Raw genomic sequence first — 15251 nt, 5'->3', positions numbered from 1 at the left:
TTCCATTAACAGCACTGATAAAGTGCTGAATATCAAAAAATAAACATGACAGTCGGGGTATTTATGGGTTTTTCAATTGTTCGTCGCCGGTTAGTTCTGGGCATGGTGGCAGTCGCACTGGCAACAGGCTTGAATGTGAAGTCTTATGCTGCAGGTGATTTGCTGAGTCAGGTCAAAGATCGAGGAACTCTGATTGTTGGGCTAGAGGGCACTTATCCGCCGTTCAGTTTCCAAGGTGAAGATGGGAAACTCACTGGGTTTGAAGTGGATTTTGCTAATGCATTAGCAGAACACATGGGCGTTAAGGCCAAAATCACCCCGACTAAATGGGATGGCATGTTGGCTTCATTGGAGTCCAAGCGTATTGATGTGGCGATTAACCAAGTCACCATTTCTGAAGAGCGTAAGAAAAAATATGATTTCTCAACGCCTTATACCATTTCTGGTATTCAGGTGCTGACTAAGAAAGGTAACGAAGGTAACTTCACGAAACCTGAAGATTTGCAAGGCAAGAAAGTCGGTGTTGGCTTGGGTAGTAACTACGAACAATGGTTACGTGACAACCTGAAAGGTGTTGATATTCGTACCTATGATGATGACCCAACTAAATATCAGGATCTGCGTGTAGGCCGTACGGACGCCATTTTGGTTGACCGTTTAGCTGCATTGGATCTGGTAAAGAAAACCAATGGTACTCTTGCTGTTGCAGGCCCGGCGTTTGCTCGTCAGGAGTCTGGCGTAGCATTGCGTAAGAACAACCCAGAGTTGTTAGCGGCAATCAATCAGGCGATCACTGAGATGCAAAAAGATGGCACGTTGGCCAAAATCTCTGAGAAATATTTTGGTGCGGACGTAACTAAATAATGCAAGAAAGTATTCAATTGGTGCTGGATTCAGCACCATTTTTATTGAAAGGTGCCTGGTTTACCCTCCAGCTCAGTCTGGGGGGGATGTTTTTTGGTCTGGCATTAGGTTTTATGTTGGCCATGATGCGGTTATCTCGTTTCTTGCCGTTATCACTCCTTTCTCGTTTCTATGTCTCCATTTTCCGTGGTACTCCATTAATAGCTCAGCTATTTATGATCTATTATGGTCTGCCACAGTTCGGCATTGAACTGGATCCGATGCCTGCTGCATTGATCGGTCTATCACTTAATACCGCCGCTTATACATCTGAGACATTGCGTGCTGCTATTTCGTCAATTGAGAAAGGGCAGTGGGAAGCTGCGGCCAGTATCGGTATGACACGTTGGCAGACACTTTATCGGGTGATATTGCCGCAAGCCGGGCGCACCGCATTACCTCCGCTAGGGAACAGTTTTATCGGTCTGGTAAAAGATACCTCTTTGGCGGCGACTATCCAGGTTCCTGAACTTTTCCGTCAGGCGCAATTGGTCACTTCTCGTACATTGGAAGTTTTCACTATGTATCTGGCGGCCTCGTTGATTTATTGGGTCATGGCGACATTGTTGTCAGCATTACAAAATCGGCTGGAAGCCCATGTTAATCGTCAGGATCAGGAGTAGCCATGAGTGCCATAGACATTAAACAACTGACCAAACAGTTTAAAGGTCAGCAGGTGCTGCACGGTATCTCACTTGAAGTAAATAGCGGTGAAGTGGTGGCGATCATCGGGCCGAGTGGATCAGGTAAAACGACTTTATTGCGCAGTATTAATCTACTGGAGGTCCCTGATTCAGGGATTATTCGTGTCGGTGACATTGAGATTGATGGCAGCATCCCTATCAGCAAGCAGCAACGTCAGGTGCGTGCACTGCGCCAACAGGTCGGGTTTGTGTTTCAGAGCTTCAATTTGTTTCCACACCGTTCGGTGCTGGAGAATATTATTGAAGGGCCGGTTATTGTTAAAGGCGAAAAGCGAGCCTCTGCGGAGAAACGTGCTCGTGAACTGCTGGCAAAAGTAGGGCTAAGTGGGAAAGAAGATGCTTACCCACGCCGTTTATCCGGTGGTCAGCAGCAGCGGGTTGCCATAGCACGAGCATTAGCGATGCAACCACAGGTTATTCTGTTTGATGAACCGACGTCAGCGTTAGATCCTGAACTGGTGGGGGAGGTTCTCAACACTATCCGCGCACTGGCTGAGGAAAAACGCACCATGGTGATTGTGACGCATGAAATGAGCTTTGCCCGCGATGTGGCTGACAGGGCTATTTTTATGGATCACGGACGGATTGTTGAGCAAGGTCCAGCAAAAGAGTTATTTGCCCATCCGCAGCATGAGCGTACTCGGTTATTCCTTGATAAGTTCCTGAACAATCACTGAGTCATTTACTGCGAAGCTGATAGCTAAATTCAGCGAAATAGGGGGCACTTTTGGGCCCCCAGTTTTATCAAATCATCTTACAAAAAGGCTTCCAGCTTAAGGCGAAGCGCGGTAGCTTTAACTTCTTTCATCTGCCCATGGCCCGGTAATACTTTTTGTTCGACGGTGACCAACCCTGCTTTTTTCAAAATAGCCACATCGCGGGTGACGGCACTGCGATCCCTTTTTAAACGGGTTGAAAGGGAGGTGATAGAGCCAGGGTGCATTTTTACCGCCCGCAGCAGAACAATGCGCGCAGCACTTAATATCCGCACCATCGCTAATGGGTCTTCAAAGGTAATAGTGTGTTCTTCAGGTAAGGCTTTCCCTGCATCTGCCAGAACCGCGAGTTGTTTGCCTCGTTTGAAAAAATCATCTTCCGTTGCTGTTTTGATGACCAGTTTGTCCATTAACTTCTCCTTAATGAAGTCCAATCCTTCTGAAAGCAATCCTCTATCTGTTCAAAGCTGACAAAATCAACTGCTTCAATGCCACCTAAGTAATGGCGATGGTGAAAACCATGCGCATTGTCGTAACCTATTACGCGACCATTATCACCCAGTGATAAATGGTGATTGATATAGGCTAAATTATAACGGGTGATAGTACCGGCCCGATCAGCCCATATTTCACGGCGTAATTGACCATTACCCCGCCGGTTAGCAATTTGATGAGTCTCATCGACAATCTTTTTATCAGACATGAATATTATTATCACTCCTGAGAAGGGTTGTACATAAGATCTTCACTAAGAAGAAAGCTAGGGGCGTATACAGTTCCGTCATTTGTCTGAATTTATAATGAGTTAATTACCAGGAAAGGCTCAACAGAGTGATGTGAAATATGCGAGAGGCTACCAGAGGAAAATAGTTTCATACCCGTTTTACATCGGGGAATGCGGCACATATCGAATAATAACCCGTCAGTTGCGACCGGAGTCTACGTAAAGAATAAGGTCCCGAAGGACCTTATTGGTGCAGGCACTCTAAGTGCGAAAAAGAGTGAGCTTAGTTAGCTAGCCGATGGTCATCAGGCTGGCATTTCCTCCCGCGGCGGCGGTATTCACACTCAGTGAGTGCTCAATCAGCAGACGTTCCAGCAGTATATTTGTTTCACCACGGGCGAAGCCCTGTACCGAGACAATTGGCCCCTCAATTTGCGCTATCTGCTCACACAAGGTGCGCAATTGATCAGCATCACCGTGATAGATAACGGCATCAAACGGTACGTTGGCGGTTTGCCAGTCATGGGTAAGGGTAATTTGGGATTGCACTACCGCCGGTAGCTGGCGTAACAGATCCTTTTGTATCCCCTGTTCTGGCCATAAGATCTCGCAGCCGATTGCCAGAACGGCTGCCAGTTGTATTAGAGCATCAGTGTCATTATCCGCCAGACAAAGAACACGTTCACGTGGTAGTAGGGTATAACTGTTGCGCTCACCGGTTGGCCCAGGCAATAACTGTATGGTGCCACCTTGCGCCAGTTCGCCATAGCGCTGCGCTAAAGGTACTAATTCAGCATATTGTTGTTTGTCAGCCCATTGTATTAGGGCGCGATGGGCTATTTGTAATGCTTCGCGACCAGCCATATTCTGTGGTTGCTCAATATTTTGATGTGCCAGTGTCTTAAGAACTGCATCTTCTGGGCGGCTGCACAACAGGCGATACAGATACAGTGGACCACCCGCTTTAGGGCCGGTTCCTGACAACCCTTCACCACCAAAAGGTTGTACGCCAACCACTGCCCCAACCATATTGCGGTTAACGTAGAGGTTGCCTACCTTAGCTTTTTCAGTGACTTGGGCGATAGTTTCATCAATACGAGTGTGAATGCCCAAGGTTAAACCATAGCCGGATGCGTTGATTTGATCGACTAAGGCGCCAAGGTTCTGACGCTGGAAACGTACCACATGCAGTACCGGCCCGAAGATCTCTTTTTTCAACTCATCAAAGCTATCCAGCTCTATTAATGTTGGCTTAATAAAGGTACCGCGTTGCCACTCGGTTTCGTCCTGACTGTTGGTGCGGGCAGCCTGGTAAACTTTACGCCCTTTGGCGCGCATGGCCTGAATATGGCGCTCAATCCCAGCTTTGGCCTCGGCATCAATCACCGGCCCAATATCTGTAGACAGGCGTTCTGGATTACCCATCCGGCACTCGGCCATCGCGCCACGCAACATTTGCAACGTGTGCTCAGCAACATCATCCTGAATGCAAAGAATACGCAAGGCCGAACAACGTTGGCCCGCGCTGTCAAAGGCTGATGCGACGACATCGGTCACCACCTGTTCCGTCAATGCAGAGGAATCAACAATCATGGCATTGAGGCCACCGGTTTCGGCAATCAGCGGCGTTGGGCGGCCCTGAGGATCAAGGCGGCCTGCGATGCTGCGTTGCAAAATAGCAGCGACTTCGGTTGAGCCGGTAAACATCACGCCGCGCACACGGTTGTCATTGACCAATGTCGCCCCAACGTTGTCGCCTCGTCCTGGTAATAGTTGCAGTACGCCGTGAGGAATACCGGCCTCTAGCAAGATACGTACAGCTTGCGCAGCAATCAGTGGCGTTTGTTCTGCCGGTTTTGCCAAGACACTGTTACCGGCAGCTAATGCTGCGGCAATCTGGCCGGTAAATATTGCCAACGGGAAGTTCCACGGGCTGATACAAACCACAGGGCCAAGAGGGCGGTGGCTATCATTGGAGAAATCGTTTCGTACCATTCCAGCATAATAGTGCAAGAAATCAACAGCTTCACGCACTTCGGCAATGGCATTACTGAAGGTTTTACCCGCCTCTCGTACCAGTATCCCCATCAATGCTTGCATCTGACTTTCCATCAGTTCGGCGGCGCGCACTAAAATAGCCGCACGCTCAGCCGGTGGCGTTGCAAACCAGATAGCCCCCGCGCTGCCAGCCGCATCTAGCGCACGACTGATTTCAGCATCCGTTGTTTCGCGAACGTAACCGACGATATCAGCGGGTTCTGCCGGGTTGATAACGGCTTGCTCTATTAGGTTATCAAGTCCTATACCGTTATCACTTTCTGCGTCAATCATCGGTTCTGCCCGCCATATCTGGCTGGCACTGGTGAGGAGAGCACTGGAGAGCGAGGCCAAACGGTGTTCGTTGGCCAAATCTAATCCGCTGGAATTGGCTCTATCTTTACCGTAGAGGTCGCGTGGTAACGGGATACGTGGATGAGGCAAACCAAGTTGCCCTTCACTGGCGGCGATGGCTTCTACAGCACTAACAGGATCAGCGACCAGTTCATCCAATGGCAGAGTGGCATCGGCAATGCGATTGACAAACGATGTGTTGGCCCCGTTTTCCAGCAGGCGGCGCACTAGATACGCCAGTAAGGTTTCGTGGGTACCGACCGGAGCGTAAATACGACATGGGCGATTAAGCTTACCCTCGGCAACTTTCCCGACGACTTGTTCATATAGCGGTTCCCCCATGCCATGCAGGCATTGGAACTCATACTGGCCGGGGTAATAATTTTGCCCTGCAAGATGATAGATAGCGGACAAGGTATGCGCGTTATGAGTGGCAAATTGGGGATAAATCAGATTAGGTACGGCCAGTAATTTACGCGCGCAAGCCAGATAAGAGACATCGGTATACACCTTGCGGGTATAAACCGGATAACCTTCTAACCCATCAACTTGAGCGCGTTTAATCTCGCTGTCCCAGTATGCGCCTTTGACTAAGCGAATCATCAGCCGGCGGCGGCTGCGCTGGGCCATATCTATCACGGCATCAATAGTGGCGGGGCAACGTTTTTGGTATGCCTGAATGACGAAACCGATACCATTCCAGCCTGCCAATTTTGGCTCGAAACAGAGTTTTTCCAGCAGATCGAGGGAGATTTCCAGACGATCAGCCTCTTCTGCATCAATGTTAATGCCAATATCATACTGCCGTGCTTGCAAGGTCAACGATAATAGCCGTGGATACAGCTCATCCATTACTCGTTCATATTGAGCACGGCTATAGCGAGGGTGCAGGGCGGACAGCTTAATTGAGATACCTGGCCCTTCATAAATTCCCCTGCCATTTGAGGCTTTGCCGATAGCATGGATTGCTTGTTGATAGGAGAGCAGATAAGCCTGAGCATCTACCTCTGTCAGTGCTGCCTCACCCAACATATCGTAAGAGTAACGGAATCCTTTATCTTCCAGTTTACGGGCGTTCGCCAATGCCTCGGCAATGGTCTCGCCGGTCACAAATTGCTCGCCCATCAGGCGCATCGCCATATCCACACCTTTGCGGATCAATGGCTCACCACCTTTACCGATAATACGATTTAAGGAGCCGGAGAGCTTAGCCTCATTATGAGTAGAGACCAGATGGCCGGTAAAGAGCAGCCCCCAGGTCGCCGCATTGACAAACATCGACGGGCTGCGCCCCAAATGAGAGTGCCAGTTGCCGTTACTGATTTTATCGCGGATCAGTGCATCACGAGTGGGCTTATCAGGAATACGCAGTAGTGCTTCCGCGAGACACATCAATGCTACACCCTCTTGTGAAGAGAGGGAGAACTCTTGCAGTAAGCTTTGCACGATACCCGCGCGACCATTAGCACTCTTCTGGTTACGCAATTTTTCAGCAATGGAATAGGCCAGCTTATGGGTTTCTTGCGCTAAATCGGCCGGTAAACGTGCTTGCTCCAATAACATCGGTATAGCTTCAGTTTCGGGACGACGATAGGCCGCAGTGATGGCCGCACGAGTTACTGATTGTGGTAGCACTTGCTCGGCAAAATCTAAAAATGGTTGATGTGCGCTTTCAGTGACTTGCGGCATAATATCGTCCGTTTCCGCGATAGGGGTCACATGGGGTGTTGGCAATTCGGGTAGCTCACTGCCACTTTCCAGTCGTTCCAAATAGTTAAAAATGGCCTGCTTGATCAGCCAGTGTGGCGTGCGGTCAATACGCTGTGCCGCGCCCTTGATACGGTCGCGTGTTGCTTCATCGAGTTTCACGCCCATTGTGGTGCTACCCATGCTGTCCGGCTCCTTTAATAAGGGGGATTATGATTTGATTCCTGATAATATCAGGCATGTTGCAACTTTGTGCAACCGTGTTAAATCACGGCGTGAATGAAGTGTGAATTCAGTCTTGTTTTTAACAATCGAGCGGGGCGTAGGAGGGATCGAATATTATGTTTAACTAAGGCTAATGCTAACAATGGTAGGCTTTGTGAGGGATTAACCTTAGGTATGACTCATTTTGCAATGGAAGGTGTAACCTCTAACATGGCGTAATGTGATGCAGGGTGAATTTTTTGTAAAAAATTTGTTTAATTTGTTGTGAGTAAGGAAACTCCTCCACTAGGATAGCCACCGCGAGATGGCCGTTCGCCAGCGAATAGTTGTGCTGGTAGTTTATTTGAGTTCGAGATTCATCTCTGGTGCAACTGAGTGTCACGTTCCGGCTCTCCAGAGTGAAAACATGACACCGCACTGAGCGGAAAGAACTCAAAATAGCGGGATATATTAAAACGATAATACGCACTATGGAGACGTTGCATGACCATGAATACGCCAATGTTGGTGACTTTTTTAGTTTACATTTTTGGGATGATATTAATTGGCCTCATGGCCTACCGGGCAACCAATAACTTTGATGATTATATTCTGGGTGGGCGAAGTTTAGGCAGTGTGGTCACTGCATTATCTGCCGGTGCTTCCGATATGAGTGGCTGGTTATTAATGGGATTACCGGGGGCAATATTCCTGTCGGGTATTTCCGAGAGCTGGATAGCCATTGGTTTAACGATTGGTGCTTATCTTAACTGGAAGTTGGTCGCAGGCCGTTTGCGGGTTCATACCGAAGCCAATAACAATGCACTGACATTGCCTGATTATTTCACCAGCCGTTTTGAAGATAAGAGTAAATTGCTGCGGGTGATATCAGCGGTAGTTATCTTGGTTTTCTTCACTATTTATTGCGCTTCAGGAATCGTTGCCGGTGCGCGTTTATTCGAAAGTACGTTTGATATGAGCTATGGCACCGCATTATGGGCTGGTGCTGCGGCCACCATCGCCTATACCTTTATTGGCGGTTTCCTCGCAGTAAGCTGGACGGATACAGTACAAGCAACGCTGATGATTTTTGCTCTGATCCTGACCCCGATTATTGTTATTCTGGCGGTGGGAGGTATCGACACTTCCATGATGGTCATTGCTGCGAAAAATCCCGCGAATATCGACATGTTTAAAGGGCTGAATCTGGTTGCCATCCTCTCTCTACTCGGTTGGGGATTGGGTTATTTTGGTCAGCCACATATTCTGGCGCGTTTTATGGCGGCAGACTCTCACCGTACTATTCGTAGTGCACGCCGCATCAGTATGACTTGGATGATCCTCTGTCTGGCAGGGACCATCGCGGTGGGCTTCTTTGGTATTGCTTACTTTGAAAACCATCCTGAACAAGCTGGGAATGTGAGCCAAAATGGCGAACGTGTTTTCATTGAGTTAGCTAAATTACTCTTCAATCCATGGATTGCCGGTATTTTACTGTCCGCTATTCTGGCAGCCGTCATGAGTACCTTAAGCTGCCAGTTACTGGTGTGTTCTAGTGCGTTGACGGAAGACCTGTACAAAGCATTCCTGCGTAAAAAGGCCAGCCAGAAAGAGTTAGTGTGGGTCGGCCGTGCCATGGTGTTGCTGGTGGCATTGATAGCTATCGCACTGGCAGCGGACCCGGATAATCGGGTTCTTGGTCTGGTTAGCTATGCATGGGCTGGTTTTGGCGCCGCATTTGGTCCTGTGGTTCTTATCTCGGTGATTTGGCCACGAATGACTCGCAATGGCGCACTGGCAGGGATGTTGCTCGGTGCTATTACGGTTATCGTCTGGAAGCAATATGCCTGGTTGGGCTTGTATGAAATTATACCAGGCTTCCTATTTGCCAGTATCGCCATTGTGGTGGTGAGCTTGTTGGGCAATACGCCAAGTAATACCATTACTGAACGTTTCCGTAATGCTGAAGCGGAGTTTAAAACCATTTAATAGCGCACACATGCAGTTATTAATAGCATTTACTGTTGCTTAACATCGCCTCCTGTACAACAGGAGGCTTTTTTTTGCTGAAAATTGCGCCAGATATCGATAAATAGGCTGAGAGGGCGGTGCGACCTAAAAAAACGTATCTTAATGAATTTATTTGTTATTTAACCTGGCAGAAACAACTTGCCACAGTTTGTTTAACAATATTCTTATTTAGCCTCTTGAATTTCTTTTTGCCAGAATGATAATCACTATCGTTCTTAGTTTTACTTTTCTTTACGAAATTTGACGTTACTCATAATTACATATTTATACCCATATCCAGCGCAGGGGTGCTTAGCATGTTTGTCCCATTTCTAATTATGTTTCGTGAAGGGCTGGAAGCCGCGCTGATTGTTAGCTTGATAGCCAGTTACCTTAAGCGTACTCAACGCGGTCAATGGATGGGGGCAGTGTGGATTGGAGTGGTAACGGCAGCCGCGCTATGCCTTGCTATCGGCATCTTTATTAATGAAACCACGGGTGAGTTTCCGCAAAAACAGCAAGAGCTGTTTGAAGGTATTATTGCGGTGGTCGCAGTTTGCATTTTAACCTATATGGTTTTCTGGATGCGCAAGGTATCCAAGTCAGTCAAAGTCCATCTGGAAGGGGCAATTGATAATGCACTCAACTCAGGCCGCAGTCAGGGCTGGGCATTGGTGGCGATGGTCTTTTTTGCCGTGGCCCGCGAAGGGCTTGAATCGGTATTCTTCTTACTGGCGGCTTTCCAGCAGGATGTCGGGATTGGCGCGCCAATTGGCGCAATACTTGGCCTGACCTGCGCCATTTTGGTGGGGATGGCTATCTACTGGGGCGGCGTTAAGTTGCATCTGGCTAAATTTTTCAAATGGACCAGCCTGTTTATCTTGTTTGTCGCCGCAGGCCTGGCCGCCGGAGCCATCAGAGCTTTCCATGAAGCCGGTCTGTGGAATCATTTTCAGGATATCGCGTTCGATTTGACGAATGTGCTCTCCACTCATTCACTGCTCGGCACCTTCCTTGAAGGGATGTTTGGCTATCAGGAAGCACCAACAATCAGCGAAGTTGCGGTCTACTTTATCTATCTGATTCCGGCACTGATCCTCTTTTTCCTTCCACCACGCACTACGGCGGCCACAATTGCCCCTGCTGCGCGGAAAACTAACCAATAATTCAGGAATTTTCACATGTCTAACCGGTTCTTCCGTCGCACTGCATTGCACGCCGCGTTACTGGCACTACCTGCTGTGGCTATCAACGTACAAGCAGCTGATATTCCACAAATTAAAATTACCGTTAACGATAAGCAGTGTGAGCCGATGGCGCTGTCTATTCCGGCCGGTAAAACTCAATTTATTGTTCATAATGCCAGTCAGAAAGGGTTGGAGTGGGAGATCCTCAAAGGCGTGATGGTGGTTGAGGAACGCGAAAATATTGCCCCGGGCTTTACCCAGAAGATGACGGCTAATCTGGAGCCGGGTGAATACGATATGACCTGTGGCTTACTCAGCAACCCGAAAGGTAAATTGACAGTCACGGCGGCTGGTGATAACGCGGCGGTAAAACCGGACGCGATGGCATTGGTCGGGCCAATTGCTGAATATAAAGTCTATGTAACACAAGAAGTTGCCCAATTAGTCACGCAAACTAAAGCCTTTACTGATGCAATCAAGAAAGGCGATTTGGCTCTGGCGCGCAAGTTGTATGCGCCAACCCGCCAGCATTATGAGCGTATCGAGCCGATTGCTGAACTGTTCTCAGATTTGGATGGCAGTATCGATGCCCGTGAGGACGATTTTGAGCAGAAGGCCGCTGATCCGAAATTTACCGGTTTTCATCGGTTAGAAAAAATCCTGTTTGGTGACAACACCACTAAAGGCGCGGATAAATTCGCCGACCAACTGTACAAGGACACCCTGGAACTGCAACAACGCATCACCGGCCTGACATTTGCGCCAAATAAAGTGGTTGGTGGTGCTGCGGGCTTAATCGAAGAGGTTGCGGCCAGCAAAATCAGTGGTGAAGAAGACCGTTATAGTCGTACTGATCTGTGGGATTTCCAGGCCAACGTTGATGGAGCACAGAAAATTGTTAATCTGCTGCGGCCATTGCTGGAAAAAGCCGACCAGCCGCTGCTGCAAAAAATCGATGCTAACTTCAAAACCGTCGATAGCGTATTGGCGAAATATCGCACGAAAGAGGGTTATGAGTCTTACGAGAAGTTAACTGACGCCGATCGTAATGCTATGAAAGGGCCGATTACGGCACTGGCGGAAGACCTTGCTCAGCTTCGTGGCGTATTGGGTTTGGATTGAGGCATTAAGATGAGTAAGAAAACCGACCCGCAACACGGGTCGTATCAACATGGTAGCGGGGCGGCGTTGCCCTCCCGTCGGCGTTTACTGCTGGGTATGGGCATGATGAGTGGTGCCTTGGCTCTTGGCGGGGCAAAGATAGCCCGAGCGGCAGATTGCCCTGCACCCGAGGCTGCACTTGCGCAAGATGAACGCTGGCAGAAGCAGCCCTTTTATGGTCAGCATCAGTCAGGGGTATTAACCCCACAGCAAGCGGCCATGATGCTGGTAGCATTTGATGTACTGGCCACCGATAAGGCGGCCTTGACCCGATTATTCAAACTGCTGACGGAGCGGCTGGCCTTCCTGACCCGCGGCGGGCATGCACCTTCGGTTAATGCCAAATTGCCACCGCTGGATTCTGGAATTATGGGGCCGGAAATTTACCCGGATAACCTGACCATTACGGTTTCTGTGGGGGATTCCTTGTTTGATGAGCGGTTTGGTTTTCAGGGGCAGAAACCACTGCGGCTACAAAGAATGACGCGCTTCCCCAATGATTCACTGGATGCGGGTTTGTGTCATGGTGATATCTTGCTGCAAATCTGTGCTAATACCAATGAAACGGTGATTCACGCTCTGCGCGATATTATCAAGCACACGCCAGATTTACTCAGTGTGCGGTGGAAGCGTGAAGGTTTTATTTCTGCTCATGCGGCCCGTAGCAAAGGTAAAGAAACGCCGATCAATTTGTTGGGTTTTAAAGATGGGACTGCGAATCCCAAAACCAGTGATAAGCCGCTGATTAATCAAGTGGTATGGGTTCAGGGCAATATCGGCGAGCCCGCATGGGCAGTCGGGGGTAGCTATCAGGCGGCGCGGATTATTCGCTTTAAAGTGGAATTTTGGGATCGCACACCGTTACAAGAACAGCAGACTATCTTTGGCCGTGATAAACATAGCGGTGCCCCCTTGGGGAGCCTACATGAACATGATGAGCCGGATTACACCAAAGATCCCGATGGCAACGTGATTAAGTTAGATGCACATATCCGGCTGGCAAATCCACGTACCGCAGAAACTCAGAGTAACCTGATGTTACGCCGTGGCTACAGTTACTCGCTGGGAGTGTCAAATTCAGGGCAACTGGACATGGGCTTGCTGTTTGTCTGCTACCAATCTGATTTGGAAAAGGCGTTCCTGACGGTACAAAAACGGTTGAACGGTGAGGCGTTAGAAGAGTATGTCAAACCGATCGGTGGGGGATATTTCTTCGTGTTACCTGGGGTGGTTGATGCTAACCACTATCTGGCACAAGGGTTGCTTGAAGCCTAACTCCGTTTAATGAGTAAGAAAAAGCACCGCTTTCATGCGGTGCTTTTTTATTGCCAGACAGCAGGGTTGATGCTCAAAGCAGATTTGAACGCTACTTGCCAAGCCCTGATATGGGCTGAATATTGAGCGAAACTAACCCCGCTGCGGTATTAGGTCTGAAGGGCGTTAGCTTACCAGTTTGGCGGTGATTTTTGCCACATGCTCGCCCTGGAAACGGGCGATAGCAAGCTCTTCAGCAGTTGGCTGACGGGAGCCATCACCACCGGCAATGGTTGTTGCACCATATGGGGTACCGCCACGGGTCTGTGAAACATCAAATAACTCTTTGGCCCCATAGCCGATTGGCACGATGATAAAACCGTGGTGGGCTAATGTGGTCCATGTGGAGGTGATGGTGTGCTCTTGTCCGCCGCCAGTACCGGTTGAGGAGAATACACTGGCAACTTTGCCGTACAGTGCACCAGAAGCCCATAGCCCGCCGGTTTGATCGAGGAAGGTACGCATTTGCCCTGCCATATTACCGAAACGGGTTGGGGTACCAAAAATGATGCCATCGTAATCGGCCAGTTCTTGCGGCGTTGCGACCGGGGCTTGCTGGTTGTTTTTGCCGCCGGCATTGGCGAAGGCGTCTGGTGGCATGGTTTCAGGGACCCGTTTGATGGTCACTTCAACACCGCTGACTTTTTGGGCACCTTCGGCAATCGCACCGGCAAGTGTTTCAATATGCCCATACATGGAATAGTAAAGCACTAAAATTTTCGCCATCTCGCTATGCTCCAATCAAATTTATTGAATAATGCTGATGATGTAATCATAGTCGCTGCTAATGACACCTATTAACCATACGCCAATACAATCAGGCTGCAACTTATTAGTCGTGCGCAAAATGAATGGGATATGAGCTAACCTTCTCTTTCTGCTGGTTTTATTAGCGCAATATTGTTACAGATTACGTAACTTCTTTTGCAGGCGTTTTTGCTGCCAGCGCTCGACCCAATTACCCAGCAATAACAGATTTATTGCGCGCAGACACAGCGGGATACTTAGCCCTAGCACTACCCACCAGGCCCACATATAGCCAGGTGAAGTAAACCAATTGATAGCAAACAGCACTGCACACAGAATAACCGCCCGCAGTAACTGACGCAGTAAAGACATTTCATCCTCAACCGCTTTGCGGGCATCAATGACGCGTTGGTCAACAGCTTGCGACGGGGTGCTCTGTTCCTGAGAGACATTTGGGCAATACAGCTCACTGACTTTCAGATCCATGACGGCCGCAATAGCACTCAGTGTTTCCAAGCTGGCTTGTTCACCATTCTCTATGCGTTGAATCGTGCGTACACTCAGACTGCAAAGTTCAGCCAACTGTTCTTGTGACCAGGCCCGGGCCAACCGCAATTCACGAATACGATACATGTTCATACTGATTTTCCTATGAGGTTTGAAGCGATATCAACAAACCTATGCTTAAGCCCTCGTCACTGCCACGACAGCAGCATGACATGTTCCCGACAGCTTTCTGACACGCTTATCACGACTTATTTAACCGCTGTTGCGAGCATTTTACCGCGACGACCCTGCACATGGCGTGACGTCTTGGTTATAAAACGCCTTAACGCTCTTGATTGAGCTTTTTGGCACACTAACAGAGCGTTATGGCACAATGTAAACAAGCCTGTTTGCGTAAGCTACTAACTTACCTCACAGGAGAACCATCATGAAAAAGATAGCACTGTCTCTGGCGATTATCGCAGTGTCATTATCTGCTCAGGCACAAACCTTCAGCGTCAAAAGTAGCGATATGCCTGAAGGTAGACCCTTACAAACCCAGCAGGTTTTTAACGGATTTGGCTGTGATGGCGGGAATCAATCGCCACAGCTTTCATGGCAGGGTGCGCCCGCAGGAACCAAAAGCTTCGCCATTACCGCTTATGATCCTGATGCCCCGACGGGGAGTGGCTGGTGGCATTGGACGGTGGTGAATATCCCCGCCGATGTTCATTCATTGGCAACAAATGCTGGGCAGAGCAAAAATGGCACTTTACCTGTTGGTGCCGTTCAGGGGCGCAATGACTTCGGCTATGCGGGATTCGGAGGGGCTTGCCCACCAGCAGGAGATAAACCTCATCGCTATCAGTTCACTGTGTGGGCATTGAAAACAGATAAATTACCCCTCAATAGTGATGCCAGTGGTGCATTGGTGGGTTTTATGCTCAACAGTAATGTGATTGCGAAAACGCAACTGGTTGCCACTTATGGCCGCTAA

At 49.0% G+C, this 15251-nt stretch carries 13 protein-coding genes; 8 read left to right on the top strand and 5 right to left on the bottom strand.

Annotation, left to right across the window (positions count from 1 at the left end; genetic code table 11):
- The first annotated feature begins 63 nt into the window (after positions 1-63).
- The 3 genes from tcyJ to tcyN are packed head-to-tail and all read left to right on the top strand — an operon-like array spanning position 64 to position 2284.
- Complete coding sequence (tcyJ, locus tag V2A84_RS09785) at positions 64-864, top strand: cystine ABC transporter substrate-binding protein (protein ID WP_083159137.1); 801 nt, start codon at positions 64-66, stop codon at positions 862-864.
- Positions 864-1526 carry a cystine ABC transporter permease gene (tcyL, locus tag V2A84_RS09780; protein WP_083159136.1) on the top strand — a complete coding sequence of 221 codons (663 nt, stop codon included), beginning with the start codon at positions 864-866 and terminating at the stop codon, positions 1524-1526. Before tcyJ ends, tcyL begins: the two co-directional genes overlap by 1 nt.
- A gap of 2 nt (positions 1527-1528) precedes the next feature.
- The gene (gene tcyN, locus V2A84_RS09775; protein ID WP_005189402.1) at positions 1529-2284 is read left to right on the top strand and encodes an L-cystine ABC transporter ATP-binding protein TcyN; all 756 of its coding nucleotides are present in this window, start codon (positions 1529-1531) and stop codon (positions 2282-2284) included.
- A 77-nt stretch (positions 2285-2361) separates the two neighbouring features.
- On the opposite strand, the gene V2A84_RS09770 is transcribed toward tcyN, so the two are convergent.
- The 3 genes from V2A84_RS09770 to putA form a co-directional block, all read right to left on the bottom strand.
- Positions 2362-2733 carry an HVO_A0114 family putative DNA-binding protein gene (locus tag V2A84_RS09770; protein WP_420073313.1) on the bottom strand — a complete coding sequence of 124 codons (372 nt, stop codon included), beginning with the start codon at positions 2731-2733 and terminating at the stop codon, positions 2362-2364.
- The gene (locus V2A84_RS09765; RefSeq protein ID WP_442848773.1) at positions 2733-3026 is read right to left on the bottom strand and encodes a toxin-antitoxin system TumE family protein; all 294 of its coding nucleotides are present in this window, start codon (positions 3024-3026) and stop codon (positions 2733-2735) included. Before V2A84_RS09765 ends, V2A84_RS09770 begins: the two co-directional genes overlap by 1 nt.
- Before the next feature lie 312 nt (positions 3027-3338).
- A complete protein-coding gene (gene putA, locus V2A84_RS09760; RefSeq protein ID WP_420073312.1) occupies positions 3339-7328 on the bottom strand; it encodes a trifunctional transcriptional regulator/proline dehydrogenase/L-glutamate gamma-semialdehyde dehydrogenase in 3990 nt (1329 codons plus the stop codon).
- Between the two features lie 525 nt (positions 7329-7853).
- Between putA and putP the strand changes: the two genes are divergently transcribed.
- The 4 genes from putP to efeB all read left to right on the top strand — a co-directional run bounded on the left by putP (position 7854) and on the right by efeB (position 12982).
- Positions 7854-9338, top strand: coding sequence for a sodium/proline symporter PutP (gene putP, locus V2A84_RS09755; RefSeq protein WP_083159131.1), 1485 nt, complete (start codon positions 7854-7856; stop codon positions 9336-9338).
- 338 nt (positions 9339-9676) lie between these two features.
- The gene (gene efeU / locus V2A84_RS09750) at positions 9677-10525 is read left to right on the top strand and encodes an iron uptake transporter permease EfeU (RefSeq protein ID WP_372569044.1); all 849 of its coding nucleotides are present in this window, start codon (positions 9677-9679) and stop codon (positions 10523-10525) included.
- A 15-nt stretch (positions 10526-10540) separates the two neighbouring features.
- A complete protein-coding gene (gene efeO / locus V2A84_RS09745; RefSeq protein ID WP_420073311.1) occupies positions 10541-11668 on the top strand; it encodes an iron uptake system protein EfeO in 1128 nt (375 codons plus the stop codon).
- 9 nt (positions 11669-11677) lie between these two features.
- The gene (gene efeB / locus V2A84_RS09740) at positions 11678-12982 is read left to right on the top strand and encodes an iron uptake transporter deferrochelatase/peroxidase subunit (RefSeq protein WP_442848772.1); all 1305 of its coding nucleotides are present in this window, start codon (positions 11678-11680) and stop codon (positions 12980-12982) included.
- A gap of 165 nt (positions 12983-13147) precedes the next feature.
- Here the strand turns inward: efeB and wrbA are convergent, their stop codons facing one another.
- Entirely contained in the window at positions 13148-13747 is a 600-nt protein-coding gene (gene wrbA, locus V2A84_RS09735; RefSeq protein WP_083159127.1) for an NAD(P)H:quinone oxidoreductase, read from the bottom strand.
- A gap of 177 nt (positions 13748-13924) precedes the next feature.
- Positions 13925-14407, bottom strand: coding sequence for a helix-turn-helix domain-containing protein (locus V2A84_RS09730; protein ID WP_083159126.1), 483 nt, complete (start codon positions 14405-14407; stop codon positions 13925-13927).
- Between the two features lie 295 nt (positions 14408-14702).
- Here V2A84_RS09730 and V2A84_RS09725 point away from each other — a divergent pair, with 295 nt between their 5' ends.
- On the top strand, positions 14703-15251 hold the full coding sequence (locus V2A84_RS09725) for a kinase inhibitor (RefSeq protein WP_083159125.1): 549 nt from the start codon (positions 14703-14705) through the stop codon (positions 15249-15251).

This window comes from Yersinia sp. 2553 StPb PI (genome assembly GCF_052217105.1).
Taxonomy (GTDB): Bacteria; Pseudomonadota; Gammaproteobacteria; order Enterobacterales; family Enterobacteriaceae; genus Yersinia; species Yersinia enterocolitica_E.
This window is presented reverse-complemented; position numbering and strand designations above follow the sequence as displayed.

Coding starts and splice junctions, on each gene's coding strand:
- V2A84_RS09730 (WP_083159126.1), bottom strand. CDS start 14,407: ATGAACATGTATCGTATTCGTGAATTGCGGTTGGCCCGGGCCTGGTCA.
- efeB (WP_442848772.1), top strand. CDS start 11,678: ATGAGTAAGAAAACCGACCCGCAACACGGGTCGTATCAACATGGTAGC.
- V2A84_RS09765 (WP_442848773.1), bottom strand. CDS start 3,026: ATGTCTGATAAAAAGATTGTCGATGAGACTCATCAAATTGCTAACCGG.
- tcyN (WP_005189402.1), top strand. CDS start 1,529: ATGAGTGCCATAGACATTAAACAACTGACCAAACAGTTTAAAGGTCAG.
- V2A84_RS09770 (WP_420073313.1), bottom strand. CDS start 2,733: ATGGACAAACTGGTCATCAAAACAGCAACGGAAGATGATTTTTTCAAA.
- tcyL (WP_083159136.1), top strand. CDS start 864: ATGCAAGAAAGTATTCAATTGGTGCTGGATTCAGCACCATTTTTATTG.
- putP (WP_083159131.1), top strand. CDS start 7,854: ATGACCATGAATACGCCAATGTTGGTGACTTTTTTAGTTTACATTTTT.
- V2A84_RS09725 (WP_083159125.1), top strand. CDS start 14,703: ATGAAAAAGATAGCACTGTCTCTGGCGATTATCGCAGTGTCATTATCT.
- tcyJ (WP_083159137.1), top strand. CDS start 64: ATGGGTTTTTCAATTGTTCGTCGCCGGTTAGTTCTGGGCATGGTGGCA.
- putA (WP_420073312.1), bottom strand. CDS start 7,328: ATGGGTAGCACCACAATGGGCGTGAAACTCGATGAAGCAACACGCGAC.
- efeU (WP_372569044.1), top strand. CDS start 9,677: ATGTTTGTCCCATTTCTAATTATGTTTCGTGAAGGGCTGGAAGCCGCG.
- wrbA (WP_083159127.1), bottom strand. CDS start 13,747: ATGGCGAAAATTTTAGTGCTTTACTATTCCATGTATGGGCATATTGAA.
- efeO (WP_420073311.1), top strand. CDS start 10,541: ATGTCTAACCGGTTCTTCCGTCGCACTGCATTGCACGCCGCGTTACTG.